Below are 20885 nucleotides of genomic sequence, written 5' to 3'. Positions count from 1 at the left end.
TGCAGCGATCCCGCACGCTCACACCCTGCTCAATGCCTGCGCGATGTCGGCGACCAGATCGGATGGATGCTCGATCCCGATCGAGAGCCGGATTGTCGTATCCAGCACCCCGATCTTCTTCCTGATGTCGGCCGGCACGCCGGAATGCGTCATCGTCGCAGGCAGGCTCGCAAGCGACTCGGTGCCGCCGAGGCTGACCGCGAGCTTGAAGATCTGCAAGCTGTTGAGGAATTTCTCCGCCGCTTGCTGCCCGCCGACGATGTCGAACGAGAATGTCGAGCCGGCGCCGCTGCTTTGGCTTGCGAACACACGCCCCGCCGGCGACGCTGCGTCGTGATGGCCGAGATATTGCACCTGCGCCACCTTGGGATGGTCGCGCAGATAGTCGGCAACGATGTGCGCATTGCGGTCGGCCTTCTCCATGCGCAGGCTGAGCGTTTCCAGCGAGCGGCTGATCATCCAGCAGGAATGCGGATCGAGCTGGGTGCCGATCGCGCCGCGCAGCGCCTTGACGTCCTTCATCAGCTTCTTCGATCCGAGCGCCGCGCCCGCGATCAGATCGGAGTGGCCGCCGACATATTTGGTCAGCGAGTACAGCGAGAGGTCCGCGCCGTGCTCGATCGGGCGCTGAAACACCGGCCCGAGCAGCGTGTTGTCGCAGGCGATGATCGGGGTAAAGCCCTGCGCCTTGCCGATCGCGTCGGCGACGCGCCTTGTGAGCGCGATATCGACCTGGCCGTTGGTCGGATTGGCCGGCGTCTCGATGAAGATCATCGCGACGCGGCCCTTCTTCATCGCCTCGTCGGCAGCAGCGCGGACGATGGTCTCGTCGAGGCCGTCGGCAAAGCCGACCGCGCCGATCGAAAAGCCCGCCAGCGTCCTGGTGAACAGCGTCTCCGTGCCGCCATAGAGCGGCTGCGAATGCAGGATCACGTCGCCGGGCCGCGCGAAGGCCAGCACCGTGGTCGAGATCGCTGACATGCCGGAGGAGAACAGCGCGCAGCTCTCGGTGCGCTCATAGATCGCGAGCCGGTCCTCGACGATCTCGCTGTTCGGATGATTGAAGCGCGAATAGACCAGCCCCGCTCCCATGCCTTCCGGAGGCTCGCGCCGGCCCGCAACGAAATCGAAAAAGTCCTTGCCGTCCTCGGCGGTCCGGAACACGAAGGTCGAGGTCAAAAATACCGGCGGCTTGACGGCACCCTCCGACAGTTGCGGATCGTAGCCGTAGTTCAGCATCTGGGTTTCCGGATGCAGCAGGTGATTGCCGATGTGGGTTCTGGACGGAAACGGTTTGACCACGGCCAGTCTCCTTGTCTCGAGGGATCGCCGCATCGGCTGATCCATAAGAATCTGCCGCAAGCATACTCCACCTTTGTGCCATTCCGCCAAAACACTGCATCGAACACTCTGGATAACGAACGGCCGGCGTGCGCCCGCGCCGCCGGCCGTCCGAAAACCTCGTATCGTGCGTGCGTGATGTCACTTAGCTAACGACATCAGGACCGATCGCCGGCGCGGGCTGCTCACGTTGCGATGAATAAGCCGCTACCAGCTGCGATCCACATTGCGCACCTCGCCGGTGCGCGCATCGACATCGACCTGCATCCAGCGGCCGAGCCGGTCGCGGCCCTCGACTTCCCACTCGTCGCCGAGGAACTGGGTGTTGGACACCGTCACGACGCCGAGATTGGTCGCGACATCGAGGGCTGCCTCCATCGAGATCTGGCTGCCGGAATCATAGGCCATCACCGGCGTCGCTGCGCCGATCGCCAACGCCGCAATGGCGGGAATAATCAAGCTTCGCATCAGTCACTCCTCATGGAACGGGATGTCATGCCGCATAAAACGAGCGGCGCACCCAATCAGTTCCGGCAACAGAGGTGGCGGAGCAGCGCGAAACTTCGGCAGTTGCGGCAATTTGGTGGCAGACTTGGTTTCACCGACGCGCACCGCGCGTCTTGCGCGTTGCCTTCTTCCACATCCGGAAGCCACCCTCGAACGCGTTGGCGTTGTCGCCGAACCTCACTTTCGGCGGCGGGTTGTCGACCTTGTCGGCATTGCCGCCGCCGAGCACGATGTAATCGGGCTCCAACGCCGCCGACAGCCGCGCGATGACGTCATCGACGCTCTTGCGCCATTTCTTCCTGCCGCGCCGCTCGAGGCCGGCAGCGCCGACATAGTCCTCGAACGTCCCGTCCTTGCGGTAGGGCAAGTGACCGAGCTCCATCGGCTCGTAAACGCCCTCCACGATCATCGCCGAGCCAAGCCCGGTGCCGAGGCCGAGAAACAACATCCGTCCGCCCTGATAGCTGCCGATCGCCTGCATCAACGCATCGTTGACGACCTTCACCGGCCGGCCGAACGCGCTGTGAAAATCGAAGCCGGCCCAGCCGCGGCCGAGATTGTGCGGCTCCGTCAACGGACGGTCGTGAACCACCGGCCCGGGATAGCCGATCGAGATCACGTCATAGGACCAATCCCTGGTCAGCGCCTTGACCTGCCGCACCATCTCGGTGGCGGACAGCGTTGGACCCGACTCGAACTCGCGCTTGATGCGCTCCTTGTCAGTCATGACCTTCACATGCGTGCCGCCGATGTCGATCGCCAGCACCGTCCGGCGCGACACGGCTCTTTGCGTCTTCTTGTTGCTTGCCTTCCTGGTTGTCTTCTTGGCCATCGGCGCGATCTCTGTTGTGGGCACCGAGTGGAGCAGAGAAACGCATCGCACGCCACCACTCCGTTCTGCATCTGACTCCAATTTGTTCACGAGGAACGAATCGGAATCGGAAAAATCGGTGCGGCTCAGGCGTTAACAACCTCTGTGCACGTACCGAGTCTGAGTGATCGATGTTGTGCCATGGTGGGATTATTGCGCTCGGTGCGGGATATCGCCGTGTGGTTCGGGTCCGTCGCATGTGCCGGCCTCCCGGATTGTGCGACAGACGACATCACCGCCACGTTCTCCGTTCGACTCCATTTCGTTCGCGAAGAACGAATCGGAATCGAAAAATCGGCGCGGGCCGATTCTTAACAACACGTTGCACGCCCTCGTCGCGGCGGCACTTTGTCGGGTGGATGAGCGCAAGCGTAATCCGCCACCTCTCCGCGACATCACTGCGGTGAGTTAGGCCCGTTCATCGCCCGCGCTTTGCGCGGAGCCGTTTGGTGCCCTGCCCTGCGCGCCGCGCGAGCCGCCACTCTTCGAGATGAAGCCAAAGCGCTTCCGCGACCGGTCCGTGCGCATGCTGCCGATGGCGGATCGCCGCCAGATGTTCCTCGCGGCCCGGAAAATTCGGTCCCGCGATGCTGATCAGTCGGCCATCCCTGAGCTCATCCTCGATCAGCCACGCCGGCAGATGGCCCCAGGCCAGACGATGCAGGATCAGCTCCTTCTTCATCATCTGATCCGGCACGGTACAGCGATGGGCGCCGTCGATCAGGAAGAAGCTTTCCGATGTCGATTGCCGCGCCGTGTCACGGATCACACACTGCGTGAAGGGACGCATCTGCTCCGGCGCGATCTTCTTCGTCCACGCGAATGGCAGAAACCCGGGAGCGACAACCGGCACCATGGTCGTGGTCGCGAGTTCGATGCGTTCGAAACGCGGATCGGACGGGTCCGCGCGATGAAACACGAGGTCGGCGTTATCATCGATCAGGCGCTCGATCGGTCCCCCGACGGCCTCATATTCCAGATGCAGGCGCGTGTTGGGATATTTGGCAAAGAACCCCGAGAGCATTTGCAGGACCGGCGGCCGCGGGCAGAGGTCGCCGATGACGACGCGCAGGACAACCTCTTCCCCGCTGACAAGCTGGTCCGCATAGGTCTGCAGCAGATCGAGTTCGCGCAGCGTCAGCCGCGCGCGCTCGTGAAACGTCCGCCCCGCGTCCGTCAGCCCAACGCGGTATCCACTGCGGTCGAACAGCGTGAGGCCGAGCTGCTGCTCGAGGCGGGCGACCGCCGCGAACACCGACGGGTGCGAGCGGTTCAGGGCGGCGCCGGCAGCCTGGAAGCTGCCCTTGGTCGCGACCGCGTCGAAGCACCGCAGATCGTGGAGTTTGATCCGATCCATTGTCCATATCTCCGACAGAGATTGGTTGATCGTAGTAATTTTCTCTGCGGAGCGCGAGCCCTAGCCTGGCGCGACGCGAAGCCGTCGGCTTCGACCAGCACAAGGAATTGACGACATGACCGGCGATCGACACTTCACGACGGCGGACGGCTGCCGGATTGCGTACCGGATCGACGGTCCGGACGATCGGCCGGTGCTCGCACTGTCGAACTCGATCGCCACCAACCTGCATATGTGGGACCGCTCAGTGCCGGCCCTCAGCCGGTGCTTCCGCCTGCTCCGCTACGACACCCGCGGTCACGGCGGTTCGGACGCGCCGGTGGGCGCCTATTCGATGGACCGGCTCGGCCGCGACGTGGTCGAATTGCTCGACGCCCTTGCGATCGATCGTGCGCACTTCCTCGGCCTGTCGCTCGGCGGATTCATCGGGCAATGGCTCGGTATCTTCGCGCCTGAGCGCATCGATCGCCTGATTCTCTCGAACACCGCGTCCCATCTGGCGTCGGAGCTGCCGTTCGACGACCAGATCCGCGCCGTGCTGGCTGCCAAGGATATGGACGGAATCGCTGATGGCTTCATGCGCAACTGGTTTCCCGCGACGATGCTGGCTGCGCCGAACCAGATTGTCGACGAATTCCGCAGCATGGTGCTCACCACTGCGCCGCGCGGCCTCGCCGGCTGTTACGCCGCACTGCGCGATGTCGATCTTCGCCGGGCAATCTCGCTGATCGCAGCGCCGACCTTGATCATCGGCGGCGAGAGCGACACCGTCACGCGGGCCAGTCACAGCGAAGAGATCGCAGCGACCATCGCCAATGCAAAGCTCGTTCTGCTGCCCGGCGTTCACATTCTCAATGTCGAGCAGGCGGATCGATTCAACGATGAAGTTGCGAGCTTCCTGCAAGGCACACCCTAACTGTTCTCCATCCGACTCCATTTTGTTCGCAAAGAACGAATCGGAATCAGACAAATCGGCGCGGCGCAAATCTTAACAACAGGTTTGCGATCTCGATGTCGATCGACTTTGCAGGGCGATTGGCCGAAGGCGTGATCCGCCGCCCATCCAACGAAGATGGCGGGTTACGCTTCGCTAACCCGCCCTACGCGATCACCCTCATACGCAAGCCCAGGCCGCAGCGCGCGCATCTTCTCCGCCAGCCTGTGGCTCGAGGTCTCCGCCGCATGCGCGAGCCGGCGGTTGACGAGCGCGACATAGTCCGCATCGCTCTTGTGCTGGTTGAGCTTCGACTGGCCCTCGATCTGGTCGACGACGAGGTCGATCACCCTGATCCCGGCCAGCATCGCCTCGCGCTTGCCGGGCTCCATCTGGGTGAGGTCCCAGGGCTGCTTCGGCAGCCGCGCCTCGGAGGCCGCGAGCAGCGCGTCGCCGTGGCCGCGGTTCTCGCCGTGATCGCGCAGATGCGCGACGCCGGACAAATGCACCGCCTCGTAGAGCCAGGTGGAGACGCTATCGCGCGAGACGTACCAGTCGTTCGAGATGTAGGCGTCGTCGCCGGAGACGACCAGCAGGAAACGCCTGACGCCGTCGGCGAGCTCGACCAGCGGATTGTTCGCGGTGAGATGGATCTGCACGATCACGCGATCGTCGCGCCGCTCGATCACGAACGGTACATGGGATGCCCGCGGGCCGCGCGCATCGGCGGCGACGATGGCGCCGAAGCCGCGCGCCGCCGCAAAGGCCAGCGCGCGGTCGTCCTCGATACGAAATTGGGGACGGAGGATGTGCATGGCGGCGGCGCTCGCGGCTGGAGGGAGACGACCCAGCGAAGCTAGCGCAACTTTTGCCGGAGATCACCGCCATGCACCATCCGGCTCAGCAGATCATGGCATTGTCGCCGTGGTCGCAGACGCCGCCGGGCTGGTCCCGGGGCAGCGTTTCGAACTCGCCGAAGCGCGGCATCGCCATCCGCGGCGGCCCGCGCCGCTCCAGCGGCCGGCGGCCGCGGCATGTCCCTTCACCAACGCGGATGGGCCGGCCGGGACTTCGCGCGCCATGGCCGATGTCGCCAGCATGGCCAGCGCGAGCAAGCCCGCAGCAACGTGTTTGATCGCGGTCATCGAGCGTCTCCTGCTGGATTCAACAGGATCGGACCGTGTCGCCGGCCTGCTGAAGCGTTTTCGCTAGAACCATGACGGGCGGCGCCACCCGATTATTCCGCGAGGACGCAGCGAATTTGCCTGTGCTGCGGCTCAGTTCGACACATTCGATTGATCGGAGCGTGACCGCCGGGACCTGAGGTTCGCGGCCGCAACCGAGCCTGCCTGCGCGCAAGTCAAATCCGGTGCGAGAGCTGCGACAGAACAACCCGACGGGCAACTCATTCGATGTCGTCCTGGCGAAAGCCAGGAGGTGGATTCACACTCGAAGTGCAACACTTGATCGGCAAAGGACTCCGCAGGCGTGCGGTAGTCAAGGGATTTGCGTGGGGTGTTGTTGTAGGTGGCGATGAACTGGCGGAATCTGGCGGTCGAGAGGGTTACGAGATCCGTTTTGCGAGGGATGAAGCGGCGCATCCTGCCGAAGGCGTTCTCGATACCACCCTTCTGCCAGGGCGCGTGGGGATCGCAGAAGAAGGTCTCGATCGAGAGGCGATGTAGCGCCAAGTGACCGGCAAACTCGGTGCCGTTGTCGAAGGTGACGGTCTGGCGCAGCTCTTGTGGAAGGGCAGCGAAGAAGCGGACGAGATGGCGTGCGACACCGCGCGCAACCTTGCTGGCAAGGCGGATGCCGAGCAGCAGGCGAGAGGTGCGCTCATGCACGGTCAGCACGGCCTGACCGTACTTCGAGAACATCATCAAATCGGCCTCCCAATGCCCGGCGACGCTACGGTCGGCAACCTCAAGGGGCCGATTTGCCAGGGAAACACGGCCTTCGATGAAGCTTGCGGGGCTGCCGCCTCGCTTGCCGCGGAGGCCGCGCTTGCTCTTGGCGCGCGGCAGGTAGCGTCGCCAGTTGAAGTTCGTGGTGCGCCTGAGTTGGCCATAGATGAAGCGGTAGATGGTCTCGTGGGAGATCACCTTGTGCCCGCACTCGCGGGCCAGCCGGCCGGCGATCTGCTCCGGCGACCAACCTCGGCGAAGGCGTTGCAACACCGCGCGGCGCAGGACGGGCTCCCGTTCGAGGCGTCCGCCCGTCCAGCGCCGCGCTCGCATCTGTTGCTGGGCATAATTTGGCTTGTAGCCAGCCTGAACGCTCCGATTACGGCTCAGTTCCCGAGAGATTGTTGATGGCGAGCGATCCAGAGCTGCCGCGATTTGCCGGACCGAGCTGCCATTGGCCGATAGACAGGCAATCTCGCATCGGTCGTCCAGAGAGAGCTGCTTGTAAGTCCGCCCCATGGCAACACCTCCTCAAGGAAGTGTTGCACTTCGTTTGTGAACCCAGGGGACCCATTACCACGAATGAGACTGGTTGCGCGATGCTGGGGCCACGATCCCGTCCATTATCAAATGCGGTGGTTATGGGTCCTGGCTTTCGCCAGGACGACATTGGTGTGCAAGGCACCCGTCCCGTCATCCCTGCGCAAAGCCACGATGCACCGTTGAACTCGCGCCAACTCGCGGGTTACGCTGCCACCAATCTCACGCCCTCGCGCTGGAAGGATCACCATGAACGGCAACCGATATTATGGCGTCCGCGTCGAGGGGGCGAAATACGGCGTGGGATTCGGCTCGGCGCTGGCGATTGCGATCTCCTACACCAAGAACCATTCGATCCTGTGGGCGATCATCCACGGTATCCTGGGCTGGCTCTACGTGATCTACGCCGCGCTGTTTGGGTGATGCGGACAATATGACCGTCATCTCGATCCAGTCACAGATCGCCTGGGGCCATGTCGGCAACAGCGCGGCCACCTTTCCGATCCAGCTGCACGGCATCGACGTCGTCGCCGTGCCGACCACGCTGCTGAGCAACCGGCCCGGCTATCCGACCATCCGCGGACGGGTGCTCGATGTGCAGCTGGTCGCCGACCTCTTGCGCGGCATCGAGGAGCGCGGCGCGGTCGAGGCCGCGCGGATGATCCTCTCGGGCTATGTCGGCTCGGCCGACATCGCGATTGAGGTCGCCGACTTCGTTGCCCGCGCGAAAGCGGAAAACCCGGCCCTACTCTATTGCTGCGATCCCGTGCTCGGCGATCGCGACCGCGGCATGTTCGTGCGCGCCGACATCCCGCCGCTGGTGCGCGACCAGCTCTGTCCGTTGGCCGACATCATCACGCCCAACCATTTCGAGTTCGAATTCCTCTGCGGCGCACGCGTGACGACCATCGATGCCGTCATCGCGCAGGCTCGCATGCTGATGGCACGGGGGCCTGCGACCATCGTCATCACCAGCGCCGAGCTTGCCGGCGCGCCCGACAGCGAGATCGAAACGCTGGCGATCGAGCGCACGGGAGCGTGGCGCGTGCGCACCCCGCGGGTGCCGATCAGCCCGTCCGGCACCGGCGACCTGTTCGCCGCACTGTTCGTCGCCGCCCGGGTGCGCGGCCTGGCGACGCCGGAGGCGCTGAGCCACGCTGCCTCCGGCATCCACGGCGTGCTGGTGCGCACGGCGGAGCGAGGAACCGAGGAAATGCGCATTGTCGAAAGCGCCGAGGTGATGCTTGATCCAAAACCACGCTTCGCTGCGGTCGCCATCCCAGCATCCTGACATCCGGGACACCTTTCATGATCGACATCACCACCCTCCTAACCTACGCCGCCGTCGTGCTCGGCCTGTTCCTGATTCCGGGGCCGGCCGTGCTGCTTGTGCTCGCGCGTTCGGTCACCGGCGGGCCGCGCGTCGGCGTCGCGACCGGGTTTGGCATCGCGCTCGGCGACCTCGTCCACACCGCCATGGCGACGTTCGGCCTGTCGGCCGTGCTGATGACCTCGGCGCTCGCGTTCTCGATCGTCAAATATGCCGGCGTGATCTACCTGATCGTGCTCGGCGTCCGCGCCTTGTTCGAGAAGAATGACGACCTGCATTTGCCGGCGGCGCAGCCGGTCGATCCGCGGCGCGCGTTCCGGCAGGCGATCTGGGCGGAAATGCTCAACCCGAAGACGGCGCTGTTCTTCCTCGCCTTCCTGCCGCAGTTCGTGCATCCCGGCCACGGCTCCGCCGTGGCGCAGTTCGCGACGCTGGGCCTGATCTTCGTCGCGATGAGCGCGGCCTACACCTCGCTGCTCGCGCTCGCCGCCGGCCAGATCAGCCCGTGGATCCGGCGGCATCGCCGCATCGGCCAGTGGCAGGGCCGCGTGGTCGGCACGATCTACATCGCGCTCGGCATCCGCCTCGCGTTTCAGGAGCGCTGATGTCTCCGCTCAAGCCTCAGGCCACATATGACGACTTCGCCCGCCTCGACATCAGGATCGGCAAGGTGGTCGAGGTGCAGCCGTTTCCGCGCGCCCGCAACCCCTCATACAAGGTCGGTGTCGATGTCGGCGCCGGTCGGACCATGTGGTCGAGCGCGCAGATCACGAATTACGAGCCGGCGGCGCTGGTCGGCTCGCAGGTCGTCTGCATCTGCAATCTCGGGCCGAAGAACATCGCGGGTTTCACCTCGGAACTGCTGATCCTGGGCGCCAAGGATGCCGGCGGCCAGGTGATCGTGCTCGGCCCGCGCAGCGAGGTTGCGATCGGTGAACCGATCTTCTGACGACCCGGCTCGATCACGGCCGCGTGATTCAAATCGTCTGGATTCCCCGTAGTTTACCGATGGGGGATCACCCGGATTCTAACTGCCGGCGCGCGCTGCTATTTCAATGCGCGAGAATCGCTTCGGCATGGGAATCGGAAGATGTCTGCAGTTTTCTTTCACTGCTCCGACGACAAGCACGTCATCCTGGATCGCACCGGCGCCGCAATGGATTTTAGGGAGGTGCGGGTGTATGCGGAGCAGCTGGCGCGCAGCTTTGTCATGACACCGAGCGTGGAAGACTGGCGCAACTGGGCGGTCCACGTCACCGACGATATCGGCACCGAGATCTTCGAGTTGCCATTCACCGCCGTTCTCGGCGAATTGCACTGAGGGCGTGCCATGAATTCGATGGAACTCGCCCTGCATCCCTTGCGCCGCCACCTCGCCCGCCTCGTTGCACGCTGTGTCGCGTTGGTCGAGGGCGTCATCAACCCCTATCGCCCCGAGCTGTACTACATGCGCGGGCCGGGTCCGAAATGCCGCGCCAGGCGGCAGGCCACGCTGCGCGACTAGCGCATGTTCGGTTCTGATCGAATCAGAACCGAAGCTCGAGTTTGTTGTTTGACGCGTTTTCTTCACGCGAACCGCTGTCCGCTTCGCTCGAAAGCGCTCTAGTCCGAGCGCTTGAGCGACGAGAAAAGGCCGATGGGCGTTACGCCACCGGCCTTCTCCTGCGGCTGCCGGTTCCCGGAGTCCGGTTCCGCCGCAATTCCACCTGGTCCCAAGCTTGCGACGACAGTTTTAATCAAATCTTAACGGCATGGCGGTGAGCTGTCTCACGAGACTCCTTCGCCGTGCCACGCGGCATCGTCGTTCATCGTGCGTCGAGCGTTGCACATCGTTTTTGCGCCGATCGCCCGACGATTGTGCGCGATGCATCTTAGGGAACGCACGACTCAGTGTTACCCTGTGATGCAAACCGAAACGGAGACTTCGGAATGCCGTACTACACCTTCGATCTCGTGGTGGGGGACGAGTTCCGCAATCAAGGAACGATCATCCTCGAAGACATCAGCCTCGCCTCCGATCGCGCCGATCAGCTCGCCAACGAGCTGTCGCAGGTCAAGCCGGAGCTGAAGGCGCGCGGCTGTGCCGTGCGCGTCACCGACGTCGACCGGCGCGAGCTGTATCGAACGCCGCTCGATCCCGTGCCACACTGGCGCAGGGCCGGCTAGCGCCGGCAGGCTTTGGACTCTGTTGACCGCGCCCGTCAGCGCGCGGTCTTGGTCTTGCTGCGCGCAGCGACTGATGTTGCCGCCTCAGCAAGACCAGTTCGCGTGCGGCCCGATCACTTCTTCATGTTCAACCGGCCGATGAAGTCACGCTTGCCGAGCGGCGCGCCCTTGTGGCGAAGGATGTCGTAGGCGGTGGTCGAGTGGAAGAAGAAGTTCGGCAGCGAGAACGACATCAGGAACCCCTCGGCCGTGAACGGCATCGAGCGCTCGCCGATCTTGAACATCACTTCGCGCCCAAGCAACGCGTTGACCGCGTCCGGCGTCAGGGCCGACAATTCGCTTTGCGCGTCCTTCACCAGCGCCTGCAGTGCGGCGTAATCCAGATCGGGCTTGCCGGACGGTGGCACAAACACACCGGTCCTGGCGGCTTCCATCGCGCCGCGGGAATGATGCGCGAGCGAGACCACCTGAAAGCGGAACGGCAACATGTCCGGAAACAACCGGGTCTCGACGATCTCGGCCGGATCGATGCCGTTCGCCTTGAAATGCGCGAGGCTCTTGTCGAGAAAGCCCGAGGCGGCGCCGAGGATCTGCAGATAGTTGGCAACGGTCGCGTCGTAGAGTGAAAAGGTCATGGCGAATTCCCCCAGATAGAAAATTTGTTTGCTGCTTGTCCTGAACACAGTTCCCGGAAACTCCGGCGAAGGCAAGCGGCATCGGGGGCGCAAATCGAATCGATCCGGCGCACAGCGCCAGAGCACTCCACCAGGCGTCGCGCGCTCCCGCGGTCAGCTCTGATGCGGTCCGCGCATCATCTTCATGGCGTCCTCGATATGGCGCCACTCGCGGGCCTCTTCGGTCTCGCCCTTGCTCTCGCAGGCGACGGCGTTCTGCGCCGCCTCGGCAATCGCCTGCAGGCCGTGCTTCTCCAGCATCTGCCGCGCGATGGTGTGGATCGCATCTCGGCAATCATGGCGCTCTCCTCTGCTGTCCGATGCCGCAGGGACAGGCGTGACCGCGCGTCCCGCGGGCTGACTTCAAAACGGCCGAACGCCGTGTCTGGTTCCAGCATCCCGGCTGGCGCGACGGAATCAATGGTTCCCCCGCTCCGCGGCGGCGGATACAGAGAGGCGGCCCCCGTTGCTTCGCGAGTTGCCGGACCCATGGCGCAGAACATCTATGACGATCCCGGCTTCTTTGCCGGCTACAGCCAGCTGCCGCGGCAGGTCCGCGGATTGCTCGGCGCGCCCGAATGGCCCGCCATCCGCGCCATGCTGCCCGACATCGCGGGCAAGCGCGTGGTCGATCTCGGTTGCGGCTTCGGCTGGGTGTCGCGCTGGATGCGCGAGCAAGGCGCCTCGGGCGTGCTCGGCATCGACCTCTCGCAGAACATGATCGCGCGCGCCACGGCGATGACGCAGGATCCGGCCATCGCTTTTGAGATCGCCGACCTCGAAACGCTGGAGCTGCCGAAGGCCACGTTCGACCTCGCCTACAGCGCCCTCACCTTCCACTACATCAGGGACTTCGATCGCCTGGCGCGGATGCTGTATCGCACGCTCGTCCCGGAGGGGCATCTGGTCTTCACCATCGAGCATCCGATCTACATGGCCGCCACCCACCCCGACTGGGGACAGGACCGGGACGGCCGCAAGACCTGGCCGGTCAATCGCTACTTCATCGAAGGCGAACGGCGGACCGACTGGTATGTGAAGGGCGTGCTGAAATATCACCGCACCATCGGCACCACGCTCAATGCGTTGATCGGCGCCGGCTTCACGCTTCGCCATGTCGAGGAATTCTCCCCGACGCGGGAGCAGATCAAGGCTGTGCCCGAACTGGCCGACGAACTGGAACGGCCGATGATGATGCTGGTGTCAGCGCAGCGCTAGCATCACGCCGCAAGCAGCTTGTCGAATTCCTCGGGCGGGTATGATTTTCCGTCCTTGTCGGTGATCACCACCTGCCATCCCTCGCTCGCCCAGACCTTGGCCTTGGCGATGATGATGAAGGTGCTCTCCCGCTCGATCCTGACCGTTTCGTTCTCGCGTTCTGCGATCATCTTGTAGGCCAATGCTTGTCCCTCGCCGACACAGTCCATTCCGCGGTGTGTTGGCAGCGACGTTGGGCCGCAATTCGCCGGGAGCATGACAATTTGATGGAAGCACAGGCGCCGGATGCGGCAGAGCGCAACGTGCGGTCGCGGCTAGCTCAACTTACCTATCAAGGTCGGCATATCCAGCATGTGCCAGGTCTAGCGTCCACCGCAGCAGCACATGCGGCGCGCATGCCCCAAAGAAAAACCCCGCCTCGGTGGGACGCCAAGGCGGGGAAGGTTCATTGGGTTGAAATCCACGCGCCTGGAAAAGCAGAGCGCGGGAAGTAGCGGCGACAATTCTATTTGCAGCTGGCGTTCGGACAACAGGATTAAAGCGCGCGTAACGCCGGGACTTTTTCCCGATCCAGCCGGCAAAAATCCCGAACCCGGCTTACGACGGGGCTCACTGCACCACGTCGAGCCGGACATTCGCGACGCCCTTGCCGATCATGCCGAGCGACTGCGCTGCAGAATACGAGACGTCGACGATGCGCCCGGGAACGTAAGGCCCGCGGTCATTGACACGCACCGTGACCGAACGGCCGGTCTTGACGTCGGTGACGCGCAGCTTGGTGCCGAACGGCAATGTCGGATGCGCGGCGGTCAGTTCGCGCGCGTTGAACTTCTCGCCGCTCGCGGTCTCCTGCTCGTCGCTGTAGAAGCTTGCGACGCCCTGCGACGCAATCCTGGTGTCGCCGCCTTTGCGCGCGGCGTACGGCGTGTGCTTGCGCGCGGTTGCGACATGTGTGCGCGTCGCCGATGACGCGGCCCGCGTCGGCTCGGCCGATACCGGCCGGCTCGCGAGCGCCTGCGAGCGCTGGCTGACGACGGAGGACTGCGCACAGGCGGCAAGCGACGCGGCGCCGATCACGATGGCACAGAGCCGCAGCGGCGCTCGCGCACGAGTCAACGGAATTGCAGCACCGCGGGCGCTGCGTTTGACGTCGACGTACGAAATGACTGCATCGTCGCGTGACATGTTGCATCCCCAACTCGTGCCCCAGCCCAAGCCAAAAATCCAACACCCGCATGGCCGAATCCAATCAGGGCGGAACGGAGGCGGAGCGCGGTCGGACGTGCCGCGGGCAACGCGATTTCCCCTCGGCTGTGGTGGATGCGCCACACAACCAGGGCGATTCGCCCGAAAATGCGATCCCGGAGCCTCTCCGCCCGCGTTGCCGGGTGCCCGCCCCCTCAGCTCCCTGTGTGGTTCCCGAAACTCCCCAACCTCTCCACCCTCTCGCCTTGCTTTGGTCAAACCGGACTGGAGTCGTGGGGTCAGGGCCAGGGGTCGATACAGAGCTCAAATTGCCGGCCGCCCATTTGCGGTTGACCTTGGACTGAAACGGGGACCGCCATGCAATCGACACTGAAAGACGCAGATCCGCACGATATTTTCGCGATCGAACCTAGCTTCACTGCAACCCGCACCGACAATGCCGCCATCACACCGGCACCTGCCGGCAAGGTAGCATCGGGGCAACGGGAGCCATGGTTCGGCCCGAGCCTCGCACCCTCTTCCACGCCACCGGTCGCGCCCGCCGCGCCAGTCGCCTCGGTGCCACCGGTGACGCCGATGCCCGTGACGGCGCCGCCGGCCGCGCCGGAATACAGCACCGCGAGCCATGACGGCAGGCTGGACGACATCAGGCTGGAGCGTGCGCCGCGTCCGACCAACAAATGGGCGATCCGCGCCTTCTGGTTCCTGTTCGCGATCGCCGGCGCCATGGGCACCGCGGCGTGGCAACACTACGGGCATCGCGTCAAGCAGGTGGTGGCGGAGTACGTGCCCCAGGTCGAGGCCCTGACGTCGCTGCTGCCGGGCAAGGCCACTCCCGCCGCCGACCAGGCGAGCCCGCCCGCGCAGGCGGCTGCGGCCGATCAGCCGTCTGAGGCTGCTCCGGCGGCTGCGGCCGCGCCACAGGACGTCGCTGCAGTTCAGCCAGCGGCGGCCGCAGCACCCGCTGCAGCGGCGGCGCCCGTTGCCCCGGCGGCACCAGCTGACCAGACGCAGTTGCTGCAGACGATGGCACGCGATCTCGCGTCGATGGGACAGCAGATCGAGCAGCTCAAGACCAGCATCGATCAGCTGAAGGCGAGCCAGGATCAGTTGACGCAACGGGTCGCACGGACGACCGAGACCGGGGCCGTCGAACCGCGGCCGGTCACGCCGCGCCCGCGCGCCGCGATCGCACCGCCGCCTGCGGCGCCACATACGGCTGTTGCTTCACCGCCGGTGCGCCGGTCGTACCCGCCGGCACAGGCCTACATCCCGCCGCCACCGGCTGCATCAGCAGCCCCGCTGCCGGCGCCCGTTGCGGCCGCACCGCAGACGGTAGCACCGCGGCCGGTTCAGCCGCAGCAGTCCTCGGTTGTCGATGCCGATGATAACGGCCCCGTGGTTCGGCCACCGATGCCGCTGCGCTGACGGCCAGCTAACGCGCGAAAGAAAGGGCGCCGATCGCGATTACGCAATCGGCGCCCTTTGCAGTTCAAATACGAATTACGCGCTCTGTCCCGGCGGCAGCACGACCACGGTCGCGCCCGGCTTGACGTGCTGGTAGAGATCGATGACGTCGGCGTTGTTCATGCGGATACAGCCCGACGAGATCGCCTGCCCGATATATTCGGGCTGGTTGGTGCCGTGGATGCGGTAGAGCGTGTCCTTGTTGCCCTGGTAGAGGTAGATGCCCCGGGCACCGAGCGGATTGGCCGGTCCACCGGCGACCCGCGCCGGATACGGTCCGAGCCGCTCCTGGATGTCCTTGGTCGGAACCCAATCGGGCCACTCCGCCAGACGGCCGACCGTGGCCACGCCGGAGAACGCCATCGCCTCTTCGCCGACGGCAACGCCGTAGCGGATCGCCTTGCCGCCGGGCAGCACGTAATAGAGGTAGCGCGCGTCGGTATCGACCAGGATCGAGCCCGGCTGCTCCTTCCGCCTGTAATCGACAATGTGGCGCTGGAACTGATCCGGGATCTTGGCGTCCGCATAGGGCGGATGCGCCAGCAATTGCCGATCGCGCGGCGTCATCGCGGCATCCGTCACCGGCGACAGCGTCGCCTGCATGCAGCCGCCAAGTGCGAGCGAACCCACCAGCACCGCAGCAAGCCCCAACTTCGACACGATCATTCTCCCCTACGTCAACTTGTGGCACTTGCTGCCGAAATCGTGCTGAAATCGTGGCAGCCCCGGCTGGAACACGGCCGTTTGATCGGTTCCTTCCGCAACTGTGTCCTTACGGTTGCAGTCGGTTCCCGCGGACGCTAGCCTTGCCGCAAAATGTCTAAAACATCGGGAGGAATTCGATGCGTTACGCTCTGCTGATCGGCGGCCTGATTATCGCGGCAACACCGGCCCACGCCGATCCGCGCGCGGCCTATGTCACCATGGTGTTGCAGGCCTTTGCCGCCAAGGTTGAGTGCCCCGGCACCGATCTCGTCTACCAGGACCTCGTGCAGCGCGCGCAGGACATGCACCTGCCCGACGGCACCACCGAACAGGTGCGCAAGGCAATCGCCTTCATGCATACCGGCGGCAAGATGGGAGAGAAGCAGGCCGACGACCTGATGACCGAAGTCGCGATCGCAACCCAGAGCACCGACCTCGACCAACGCCGCGCCGGCAGCATGACGACCTGGTGCCAGGACCAGAAGACGCGGCTCGCGGGCTACATCAGGACCAAGTAGTAAACCTTCGATCTCAATCCAGCTCCGGCGGCGCGAACCAGTTGGTCAGCGACAGGCCGCCGTCGACCGCGATCGATGCGCCGGTGACGTAGCCGGAGAGCTTGTGCGAGAGCACGGCGAGCGCCATGGGCGCGAGATCGTCCGCCTGACCAAGCCGGCCGAGCGGAATGTGCTTGGCCAGCGCGGGATCGGCGACGAAGCCGCCGGCCGCGACCGCGCCGGGCACCAGCGCATTGACGCGGATGCCGTAGCAGCCCCAGCTCTTGGCAAGCTCCTTCACCAGCATCGCCATGCCGGCCTTCGCCGTCGAGTAATGCGGCAGGTTACGCGGCGTACCCGCGTGCAGCGAGGTGAGCAGCAGGAACGAGCCAGGTTTCTTCGCCGCGATCAGCTTGCGCGCCAATTCGCGCGACAGATGAAAGCCGGCATCGAGATTGACCGCGTGCATCTGCCGCCAGGTCTCTTCATCGACCGCCATCGCGTGATCGGCCTCGCGGCGCGGTGGCGATGCGCTGTGGACGAAATGCGTCACCTGCCCGACCGCTGCTTGCGCATGCGCCAGCAGCGCGTCGCACGCCGCACGTTGCGCGAGATCGCCGACCCAGGGCACGGCAAGTTCGGGATGTGGGGCGGCCTTGATCGCGGCAAGCACCCTGTCCTCATGCAGGTCGGCGAACACCGTGCGCACGCCCTCGCCGACCAGGGCCTGCGCGACCGCGCGGCCGATGCCGTTGCCGGCGCCGGTCACCAAAGCGGCCTCGCGCGCGGGATCGAAGGGCGATGTGAAGAGGCTCATGATGTCTAACTCCGCGGACGTGCAGACCGGCGCTCAGTATGGCGGCGCCTTGCGCGCCCGCTGTGCCTTGGCGGCTTCGATCCACCAGGTGAAGTCGTCGGCAAAGCGCGCAAAGGCGCGTTCGAGCGACTTGCCGCCCTCGCCGATCGGCTTGCCTTCGGCGGACAGGGTCTGCGCGATCGGCCCCGCGCTGATCGTGCTCGACACCACCACCATGCCCATCTCCGACAGCGTGCCGTGCCAGGCGGTCGCGGCGCGCGCACCGGCGAACCGCCCGGCCGAGTAGCTTGCGATCGCCGCCGGACGCCAGAACCATTCCTCGAGGAAATGATCGGTCAGGTTCTTCAGCCCGGGCTGGATGCCCCAATTGTATTCGCCGGTGACGAACAGGAAGCCGTCGGCGTCGCGGATCTTGCCGGCGAGCGTTTCGAGCACGGCCGGCGCCTGGCCCTTCGGGTGTTCCTTGTACATCCGGTCGAGCATCGGCAGGCCGACCTCCTTGGCGTCGATCAACTCGACATCGTCGCCGCGCCCACGAAGGCCGTCGACGACGAAGTGCGCCAGGCGGATGCCCATGCGATCCGAACGATAAGAGCCGTAGAGAACGAGAATGCGATGGGTCATGATGGCGCGATCCTACCACGGCGCTGCGACAGCCGTCCCGCGGCCGGCGCGCAGATATTAACGGGCATTCCGGCGCGTTTTCCCGGCATTAAGCAATTCGTCGCAGATCGCCCACCGCGGCCAAAAATCGCCAGATTTGTTTTCTGGATATGTTTTTCGCTTCGAGAAGGAGAACCCGACATGCAGATCGCAAAGCTGGTTTTCGCAGGCTCGCTCGCGGCCGTCGCTGCCCTTGCCACGCCAGCGCTGGCGAAGAGTGCCGAGCGGCAGAAGGCCGACGAAAAAGCCGCCACCACAACCAATTCGGCCGGCTGCCAGGCCTACCAGCAGGCCGCCGACGGCACCTGGAACCAGCTTCCCTGCGGCGAAGCGGGCACGGGCGGCGCGACCCAGCACCGCGCCGCGACCAAGGGCGCTGACGACGACGGGCACTGACCGTCACGCCGTGTCGCCACGCGCGGCCGAGCGACCCGGCGCGTTCGACTTTCGGACAATGCGGACTGGGCGGGACCGCCGCGGATCCCTGATCATAAACCCAAGCTTAATGCGCACCCGGTACGGTTGAGGTCTCTCCCTCTCTCGTCAAGAAATGGCGCGCATCCCATGAAAATCGGTACTCTCCTGACGGCCGCGATCGTCTCCTTGTCCGCGGTCGGCGGTGGCCTTGCGGCCTATGTCGCGGTGACCAAGTACCAGACCATGGACAAGGTCTCGACCGCGCAGAGCCGGCTCGAGATCGTCCGCGCCGTCGGCGACATCCCGCGCTACATGAACCCCGAGCGCGGCTACGCCACCAACCTGCTGCTCGCAGGCGGCACGATCGACCCGAAGCAGATCGCCGAGCTCGACCGCCAGCGTCAGCTGACCGACGGTGCGCTGGCCAAGGTCAACCAGGTGCGCACCACCCTGCCGGGATCGCTCGACGATGGCGAGGCCGTCGCACGCGAGATCGACGCGCTGAAGGTGAAATTTGCCGGGCTGCGCGACGCCATCGCGGCTGCCATCTCAGGTCCAGCCGATGCCCGCCGCGCGGCCGCCGGCAAGATCGTCGCCGACAATTCCGTATTCAACGCCGGTGTCACCACGCTGCTCGACGAGCAGGTGCGCCGGCTCGCCGGCCTCGACGGCAATGCCTATCGCCAGGCCAGCTACGCCAACGTCGCCTGGATGCTGCGCGACACCGGCGGTCTCAATGCCAGCCTGCACAAGGCGCTGGTCGGCGCCAAGCGCGTCGCGACCGATCAGGAGAAATTGGAACTCTACCGCTCGACCGGCCGCACCGAGCAGATCCTCTCGACGCTGCAGGAGTTGCGCAACAATCCGGCGACGCCCGCGAACGTCATGACGGCGCTCGGCAAGATGCAGGCCGACTATGTCGAGCGCTTCGGCAAGGCGCTGAAGCTTGCCAAGGAAGGCGCAGTGTCCGGCAAGTATGAGGTGGATCTCGACACCTACTATCCGGAATCGCAGATCGGCCTCGCCGCTATCATCACCGTACGCGAGGCATTCTACGAGAACGCCGAGCAGGTGCTTGCGAGCGCCTATTCGTCGGCGCGCTTCAGCTTCGTGATCGCACTGACCGGGCTGCTCGCGGTCATTGCCGTCAGCGCCGGCCTCATCGTCGTGGTCCGCCGCCGCATCCTCAACCCGATCGCAGCCCTCACCGGCCGGATGTCCCGCCTCGCCGCGGGCGACGTCGCCGAGGCGATCCCGGGCGCCGCGCGCAACGACGAGATCGGCGCGATGGCCGCCGCCGTGCAGGTGTTCAAGGACAACAGGATCGAAGCCGATCGCCTCGCGTCCGAGAAGGAAGCTGAGAACGACGTCAAGATGCGCCGCGCCCGCGCGCTCGACGATCTGACCCGCGCCTTCGAAGCCAAGGTCACCGAACTGGTCGGCGGATTGTCCGCGGCGTCATCGGTGATGGAGGACACCGCGCAATCGATGTCCGCCACCGCCTCCGCCACCAATCGCCAAGCCGCGGTCGTTGCCGCCGCATCCGATCAGACCTCGACCAACGTGCAGACGGTTGCGAGCGCGACCGAGGAACTGACCTCCTCGATCTCGGAGATCGCCCGCCAGGTCGCGACCTCGACCGAGATCGCCGCCCGTGCCGTCGACCATGCCCGCCGCACCGGCGACACCGCGCGCTCGCTGGCCGAGGGCGCCCAGAAGATCGGCGACGTCGTGACGCTGATCCAGAGCATCGCGGCGCAGACCAACCTGCTCGCGCTCAACGCCACCATCGAGGCGGCCCGCGCCGGCGAGGCCGGCCGCGGCTTTGCCGTCGTCGCCTCGGAAGTAAAATCGCTGGCCGGCCAGACCGCGAAGGCGACCACGGAGATCTCCGAGCAGATCACCGCGATCCAGACCGCAAGCGACGAGACCGTGACCGCGATCCGGAGCGTCGTCGACGTCATCACCGAGATCGACCAGATCGGCACTGCGATCGCCGCAGCGATCGAGGAACAGGGCTCGGCGACCAAGGAGATCTCGCGCAGCGTTCAGGAAGCCGCACGCGGCACCCAGGAGGTCAACTCCAACATCTCCGGCGTGCAGCGCGCCGCCGACGATACCGGCGCCGCGGCGACCCAGGTGCTGGGCGCGGCCGAGCAGCTCTCGACGCAGTCCAAGGACCTCGCCGGCCAGGTCAACCGCTTCCTCTCCGACGTGCGGGCGGCGTAAGAGCGCGCCCGACCAAGAGACGGAGCGGCAGCGCAGACC

At 65.1% G+C, this 20885-nt stretch carries 26 protein-coding genes and 1 pseudogene; 14 read left to right on the top strand and 13 right to left on the bottom strand.

Annotation, left to right across the window (positions count from 1 at the left end):
* Window positions 1-18: 18 nt before the first annotated feature.
* The 4 genes from ACVIGA_RS40090 to ACVIGA_RS40075 all read right to left on the bottom strand — a co-directional run bounded on the left by ACVIGA_RS40090 (window position 19) and on the right by ACVIGA_RS40075 (window position 4076).
* Window positions 19-1302 carry a cystathionine gamma-synthase family protein gene (locus ACVIGA_RS40090; RefSeq protein WP_456670368.1) on the bottom strand — a complete coding sequence of 428 codons (1284 nt, stop codon included), beginning with the start codon at window positions 1300-1302 and terminating at the stop codon, window positions 19-21.
* Window positions 1303-1548: 246 nt separating this feature from the next.
* The gene (locus ACVIGA_RS40085; protein WP_223967930.1) at window positions 1549-1809 is read right to left on the bottom strand and encodes a PepSY domain-containing protein; all 261 of its coding nucleotides are present in this window, start codon (window positions 1807-1809) and stop codon (window positions 1549-1551) included.
* A gap of 130 nt (window positions 1810-1939) precedes the next feature.
* Window positions 1940-2680: an ROK family protein gene (locus tag ACVIGA_RS40080; protein WP_456670367.1), complete on the bottom strand. Its 741-nt coding sequence runs from the start codon at window positions 2678-2680 to the stop codon at window positions 1940-1942.
* Between the two features lie 457 nt (window positions 2681-3137).
* The gene (locus tag ACVIGA_RS40075) at window positions 3138-4076 is read right to left on the bottom strand and encodes a LysR family transcriptional regulator (RefSeq protein ID WP_456670366.1); all 939 of its coding nucleotides are present in this window, start codon (window positions 4074-4076) and stop codon (window positions 3138-3140) included.
* Between the two features lie 115 nt (window positions 4077-4191).
* Between ACVIGA_RS40075 and ACVIGA_RS40070 the strand changes: the two genes are divergently transcribed.
* On the top strand, window positions 4192-4992 hold the full coding sequence (locus tag ACVIGA_RS40070) for an alpha/beta fold hydrolase (protein WP_456670365.1): 801 nt from the start codon (window positions 4192-4194) through the stop codon (window positions 4990-4992).
* Window positions 4993-5156: 164 nt separating this feature from the next.
* Here the strand turns inward: ACVIGA_RS40070 and ACVIGA_RS40065 are convergent, their stop codons facing one another.
* A complete protein-coding gene (locus tag ACVIGA_RS40065) occupies window positions 5157-5825 on the bottom strand; it encodes an FMN-binding negative transcriptional regulator (protein ID WP_456670364.1) in 669 nt (222 codons plus the stop codon).
* Window positions 5826-6090: 265 nt separating this feature from the next.
* Between ACVIGA_RS40065 and ACVIGA_RS40060 the strand changes: the two genes are divergently transcribed.
* On the top strand, window positions 6091-6222 hold the full coding sequence (locus ACVIGA_RS40060; protein ID WP_456670363.1) for a hypothetical protein: 132 nt from the start codon (window positions 6091-6093) through the stop codon (window positions 6220-6222).
* Window positions 6223-6446: 224 nt separating this feature from the next.
* Here ACVIGA_RS40060 and ACVIGA_RS40055 read toward each other — a convergent pair.
* Window positions 6447-7436 (bottom strand): annotated as a pseudogene (locus ACVIGA_RS40055) (IS30 family transposase); the annotation flags it as partial.
* A 270-nt stretch (window positions 7437-7706) separates the two neighbouring features.
* On the opposite strand from ACVIGA_RS40055, the gene ACVIGA_RS40050 reads away from it, so the two are divergent.
* From ACVIGA_RS40050 to ACVIGA_RS40020, 7 genes are all read left to right on the top strand, one after another.
* On the top strand, window positions 7707-7880 hold the full coding sequence (locus ACVIGA_RS40050; RefSeq protein ID WP_016840760.1) for a hypothetical protein: 174 nt from the start codon (window positions 7707-7709) through the stop codon (window positions 7878-7880).
* A gap of 10 nt (window positions 7881-7890) precedes the next feature.
* The gene (gene pdxY / locus ACVIGA_RS40045) at window positions 7891-8748 is read left to right on the top strand and encodes a pyridoxal kinase PdxY (protein WP_456670362.1); all 858 of its coding nucleotides are present in this window, start codon (window positions 7891-7893) and stop codon (window positions 8746-8748) included.
* Window positions 8749-8765: 17 nt separating this feature from the next.
* Entirely contained in the window at window positions 8766-9392 is a 627-nt protein-coding gene (locus ACVIGA_RS40040; protein ID WP_092113636.1) for a LysE family translocator, read from the top strand.
* Window positions 9392-9736 (top strand): tRNA-binding protein, encoded by a 345-nt coding sequence (locus tag ACVIGA_RS40035; RefSeq protein WP_212317598.1) that lies wholly within the window; start codon window positions 9392-9394, stop codon window positions 9734-9736. The genes ACVIGA_RS40040 and ACVIGA_RS40035 overlap by 1 nt, the downstream gene beginning before the upstream one ends.
* A gap of 141 nt (window positions 9737-9877) precedes the next feature.
* On the top strand, window positions 9878-10108 hold the full coding sequence (locus tag ACVIGA_RS40030) for a DUF6894 family protein (RefSeq protein ID WP_375780724.1): 231 nt from the start codon (window positions 9878-9880) through the stop codon (window positions 10106-10108).
* Between the two features lie 9 nt (window positions 10109-10117).
* Window positions 10118-10291 (top strand): hypothetical protein, encoded by a 174-nt coding sequence (locus ACVIGA_RS40025; protein ID WP_456670361.1) that lies wholly within the window; start codon window positions 10118-10120, stop codon window positions 10289-10291.
* A 425-nt stretch (window positions 10292-10716) separates the two neighbouring features.
* Window positions 10717-10953 (top strand): hypothetical protein, encoded by a 237-nt coding sequence (locus ACVIGA_RS40020; protein ID WP_456670360.1) that lies wholly within the window; start codon window positions 10717-10719, stop codon window positions 10951-10953.
* A 113-nt stretch (window positions 10954-11066) separates the two neighbouring features.
* Here ACVIGA_RS40020 and ACVIGA_RS40015 read toward each other — a convergent pair whose 3' ends face one another.
* Entirely contained in the window at window positions 11067-11588 is a 522-nt protein-coding gene (locus ACVIGA_RS40015; protein WP_456670359.1) for a DUF1993 domain-containing protein, read from the bottom strand.
* A gap of 153 nt (window positions 11589-11741) precedes the next feature.
* Window positions 11742-11888: a hypothetical protein gene (locus ACVIGA_RS40010; protein WP_456670358.1), complete on the bottom strand. Its 147-nt coding sequence runs from the start codon at window positions 11886-11888 to the stop codon at window positions 11742-11744.
* Window positions 11889-12116: 228 nt separating this feature from the next.
* Here ACVIGA_RS40010 and ACVIGA_RS40005 point away from each other — a divergent pair, with 228 nt between their 5' ends.
* On the top strand, window positions 12117-12845 hold the full coding sequence (locus ACVIGA_RS40005; protein ID WP_456670357.1) for a class I SAM-dependent methyltransferase: 729 nt from the start codon (window positions 12117-12119) through the stop codon (window positions 12843-12845).
* A gap of 2 nt (window positions 12846-12847) precedes the next feature.
* On the opposite strand, the gene ACVIGA_RS40000 is transcribed toward ACVIGA_RS40005, so the two are convergent.
* On the bottom strand, window positions 12848-13027 hold the full coding sequence (locus ACVIGA_RS40000) for a hypothetical protein (RefSeq protein WP_092113623.1): 180 nt from the start codon (window positions 13025-13027) through the stop codon (window positions 12848-12850).
* 427 nt (window positions 13028-13454) lie between these two features.
* On the bottom strand, window positions 13455-14030 hold the full coding sequence (locus tag ACVIGA_RS39995) for a septal ring lytic transglycosylase RlpA family protein (protein WP_375780719.1): 576 nt from the start codon (window positions 14028-14030) through the stop codon (window positions 13455-13457).
* 378 nt (window positions 14031-14408) lie between these two features.
* On the opposite strand from ACVIGA_RS39995, the gene ACVIGA_RS39990 reads away from it, so the two are divergent.
* Window positions 14409-15479: a hypothetical protein gene (locus tag ACVIGA_RS39990; protein ID WP_456670356.1), complete on the top strand. Its 1071-nt coding sequence runs from the start codon at window positions 14409-14411 to the stop codon at window positions 15477-15479.
* 75 nt (window positions 15480-15554) lie between these two features.
* Here the strand turns inward: ACVIGA_RS39990 and ACVIGA_RS39985 are convergent, their stop codons facing one another.
* A complete protein-coding gene (locus tag ACVIGA_RS39985; protein ID WP_223967945.1) occupies window positions 15555-16184 on the bottom strand; it encodes a L,D-transpeptidase in 630 nt (209 codons plus the stop codon).
* Between the two features lie 176 nt (window positions 16185-16360).
* Between ACVIGA_RS39985 and ACVIGA_RS39980 the strand changes: the two genes are divergently transcribed.
* Window positions 16361-16741: a hypothetical protein gene (locus ACVIGA_RS39980; RefSeq protein ID WP_456670355.1), complete on the top strand. Its 381-nt coding sequence runs from the start codon at window positions 16361-16363 to the stop codon at window positions 16739-16741.
* A gap of 13 nt (window positions 16742-16754) precedes the next feature.
* On the opposite strand, the gene ACVIGA_RS39975 is transcribed toward ACVIGA_RS39980, so the two are convergent.
* On the bottom strand, window positions 16755-17537 hold the full coding sequence (locus ACVIGA_RS39975; protein WP_456670354.1) for an SDR family NAD(P)-dependent oxidoreductase: 783 nt from the start codon (window positions 17535-17537) through the stop codon (window positions 16755-16757).
* 33 nt (window positions 17538-17570) lie between these two features.
* Complete coding sequence (locus ACVIGA_RS39970; RefSeq protein ID WP_456670353.1) at window positions 17571-18161, bottom strand: NADPH-dependent FMN reductase; 591 nt, start codon at window positions 18159-18161, stop codon at window positions 17571-17573.
* On the opposite strand from ACVIGA_RS39970, the gene ACVIGA_RS39965 reads away from it, so the two are divergent.
* Window positions 18153-18596 carry a hypothetical protein gene (locus ACVIGA_RS39965; protein WP_456670352.1) on the top strand — a complete coding sequence of 148 codons (444 nt, stop codon included), beginning with the start codon at window positions 18153-18155 and terminating at the stop codon, window positions 18594-18596. The two genes, ACVIGA_RS39970 and ACVIGA_RS39965, sit on opposite strands and share 9 nt — an antisense overlap.
* Window positions 18597-18764: 168 nt before the next feature.
* Window positions 18765-20846 carry a methyl-accepting chemotaxis protein gene (locus ACVIGA_RS39960; protein WP_456670351.1) on the top strand — a complete coding sequence of 694 codons (2082 nt, stop codon included), beginning with the start codon at window positions 18765-18767 and terminating at the stop codon, window positions 20844-20846.
* The last annotated feature ends 39 nt before the right edge of the window (window positions 20847-20885 follow it).

The organism is Bradyrhizobium sp. USDA 3240, from assembly GCF_054063295.1.
The sequence above is the reverse complement of the archived record's forward strand: the minus strand, read 5'-3'. Positions and strand labels throughout refer to the sequence as shown.

Excerpts from the sequence above, each read along its gene's own strand:
- ACVIGA_RS40085 (WP_223967930.1), bottom strand. The coding sequence starts at position 1,809 with ATGCGAAGCTTGATTATTCCCGCCATTGCGGCGTTGGCGATCGGCGCA.
- ACVIGA_RS39985 (WP_223967945.1), bottom strand. The coding sequence starts at position 16,184 with ATGATCGTGTCGAAGTTGGGGCTTGCTGCGGTGCTGGTGGGTTCGCTC.
- ACVIGA_RS39995 (WP_375780719.1), bottom strand. The coding sequence starts at position 14,030 with ATGTCACGCGACGATGCAGTCATTTCGTACGTCGACGTCAAACGCAGC.
- ACVIGA_RS40025 (WP_456670361.1), top strand. The coding sequence starts at position 10,118 with ATGAATTCGATGGAACTCGCCCTGCATCCCTTGCGCCGCCACCTCGCC.
- ACVIGA_RS39960 (WP_456670351.1), top strand. The coding sequence starts at position 18,765 with ATGAAAATCGGTACTCTCCTGACGGCCGCGATCGTCTCCTTGTCCGCG.
- ACVIGA_RS39965 (WP_456670352.1), top strand. The coding sequence starts at position 18,153 with ATGGGTCATGATGGCGCGATCCTACCACGGCGCTGCGACAGCCGTCCC.
- pdxY (WP_456670362.1), top strand. The coding sequence starts at position 7,891 with ATGACCGTCATCTCGATCCAGTCACAGATCGCCTGGGGCCATGTCGGC.
- ACVIGA_RS40035 (WP_212317598.1), top strand. The coding sequence starts at position 9,392 with ATGTCTCCGCTCAAGCCTCAGGCCACATATGACGACTTCGCCCGCCTC.
- ACVIGA_RS40060 (WP_456670363.1), top strand. The coding sequence starts at position 6,091 with ATGGCCGATGTCGCCAGCATGGCCAGCGCGAGCAAGCCCGCAGCAACG.
- ACVIGA_RS40080 (WP_456670367.1), bottom strand. The coding sequence starts at position 2,680 with ATGGCCAAGAAGACAACCAGGAAGGCAAGCAACAAGAAGACGCAAAGA.
- ACVIGA_RS40020 (WP_456670360.1), top strand. The coding sequence starts at position 10,717 with ATGCCGTACTACACCTTCGATCTCGTGGTGGGGGACGAGTTCCGCAAT.
- ACVIGA_RS40040 (WP_092113636.1), top strand. The coding sequence starts at position 8,766 with ATGATCGACATCACCACCCTCCTAACCTACGCCGCCGTCGTGCTCGGC.
- ACVIGA_RS40050 (WP_016840760.1), top strand. The coding sequence starts at position 7,707 with ATGAACGGCAACCGATATTATGGCGTCCGCGTCGAGGGGGCGAAATAC.
- ACVIGA_RS39990 (WP_456670356.1), top strand. The coding sequence starts at position 14,409 with ATGCAATCGACACTGAAAGACGCAGATCCGCACGATATTTTCGCGATC.
- ACVIGA_RS40015 (WP_456670359.1), bottom strand. The coding sequence starts at position 11,588 with ATGACCTTTTCACTCTACGACGCGACCGTTGCCAACTATCTGCAGATC.
- ACVIGA_RS39980 (WP_456670355.1), top strand. The coding sequence starts at position 16,361 with ATGCGTTACGCTCTGCTGATCGGCGGCCTGATTATCGCGGCAACACCG.
- ACVIGA_RS40075 (WP_456670366.1), bottom strand. The coding sequence starts at position 4,076 with ATGGATCGGATCAAACTCCACGATCTGCGGTGCTTCGACGCGGTCGCG.
- ACVIGA_RS39975 (WP_456670354.1), bottom strand. The coding sequence starts at position 17,537 with ATGAGCCTCTTCACATCGCCCTTCGATCCCGCGCGCGAGGCCGCTTTG.
- ACVIGA_RS39970 (WP_456670353.1), bottom strand. The coding sequence starts at position 18,161 with ATGACCCATCGCATTCTCGTTCTCTACGGCTCTTATCGTTCGGATCGC.
- ACVIGA_RS40005 (WP_456670357.1), top strand. The coding sequence starts at position 12,117 with ATGGCGCAGAACATCTATGACGATCCCGGCTTCTTTGCCGGCTACAGC.
- ACVIGA_RS40070 (WP_456670365.1), top strand. The coding sequence starts at position 4,192 with ATGACCGGCGATCGACACTTCACGACGGCGGACGGCTGCCGGATTGCG.
- ACVIGA_RS40065 (WP_456670364.1), bottom strand. The coding sequence starts at position 5,825 with ATGCACATCCTCCGTCCCCAATTTCGTATCGAGGACGACCGCGCGCTG.
- ACVIGA_RS40030 (WP_375780724.1), top strand. The coding sequence starts at position 9,878 with ATGTCTGCAGTTTTCTTTCACTGCTCCGACGACAAGCACGTCATCCTG.
- ACVIGA_RS40010 (WP_456670358.1), bottom strand. The coding sequence starts at position 11,888 with ATGCTGGAGAAGCACGGCCTGCAGGCGATTGCCGAGGCGGCGCAGAAC.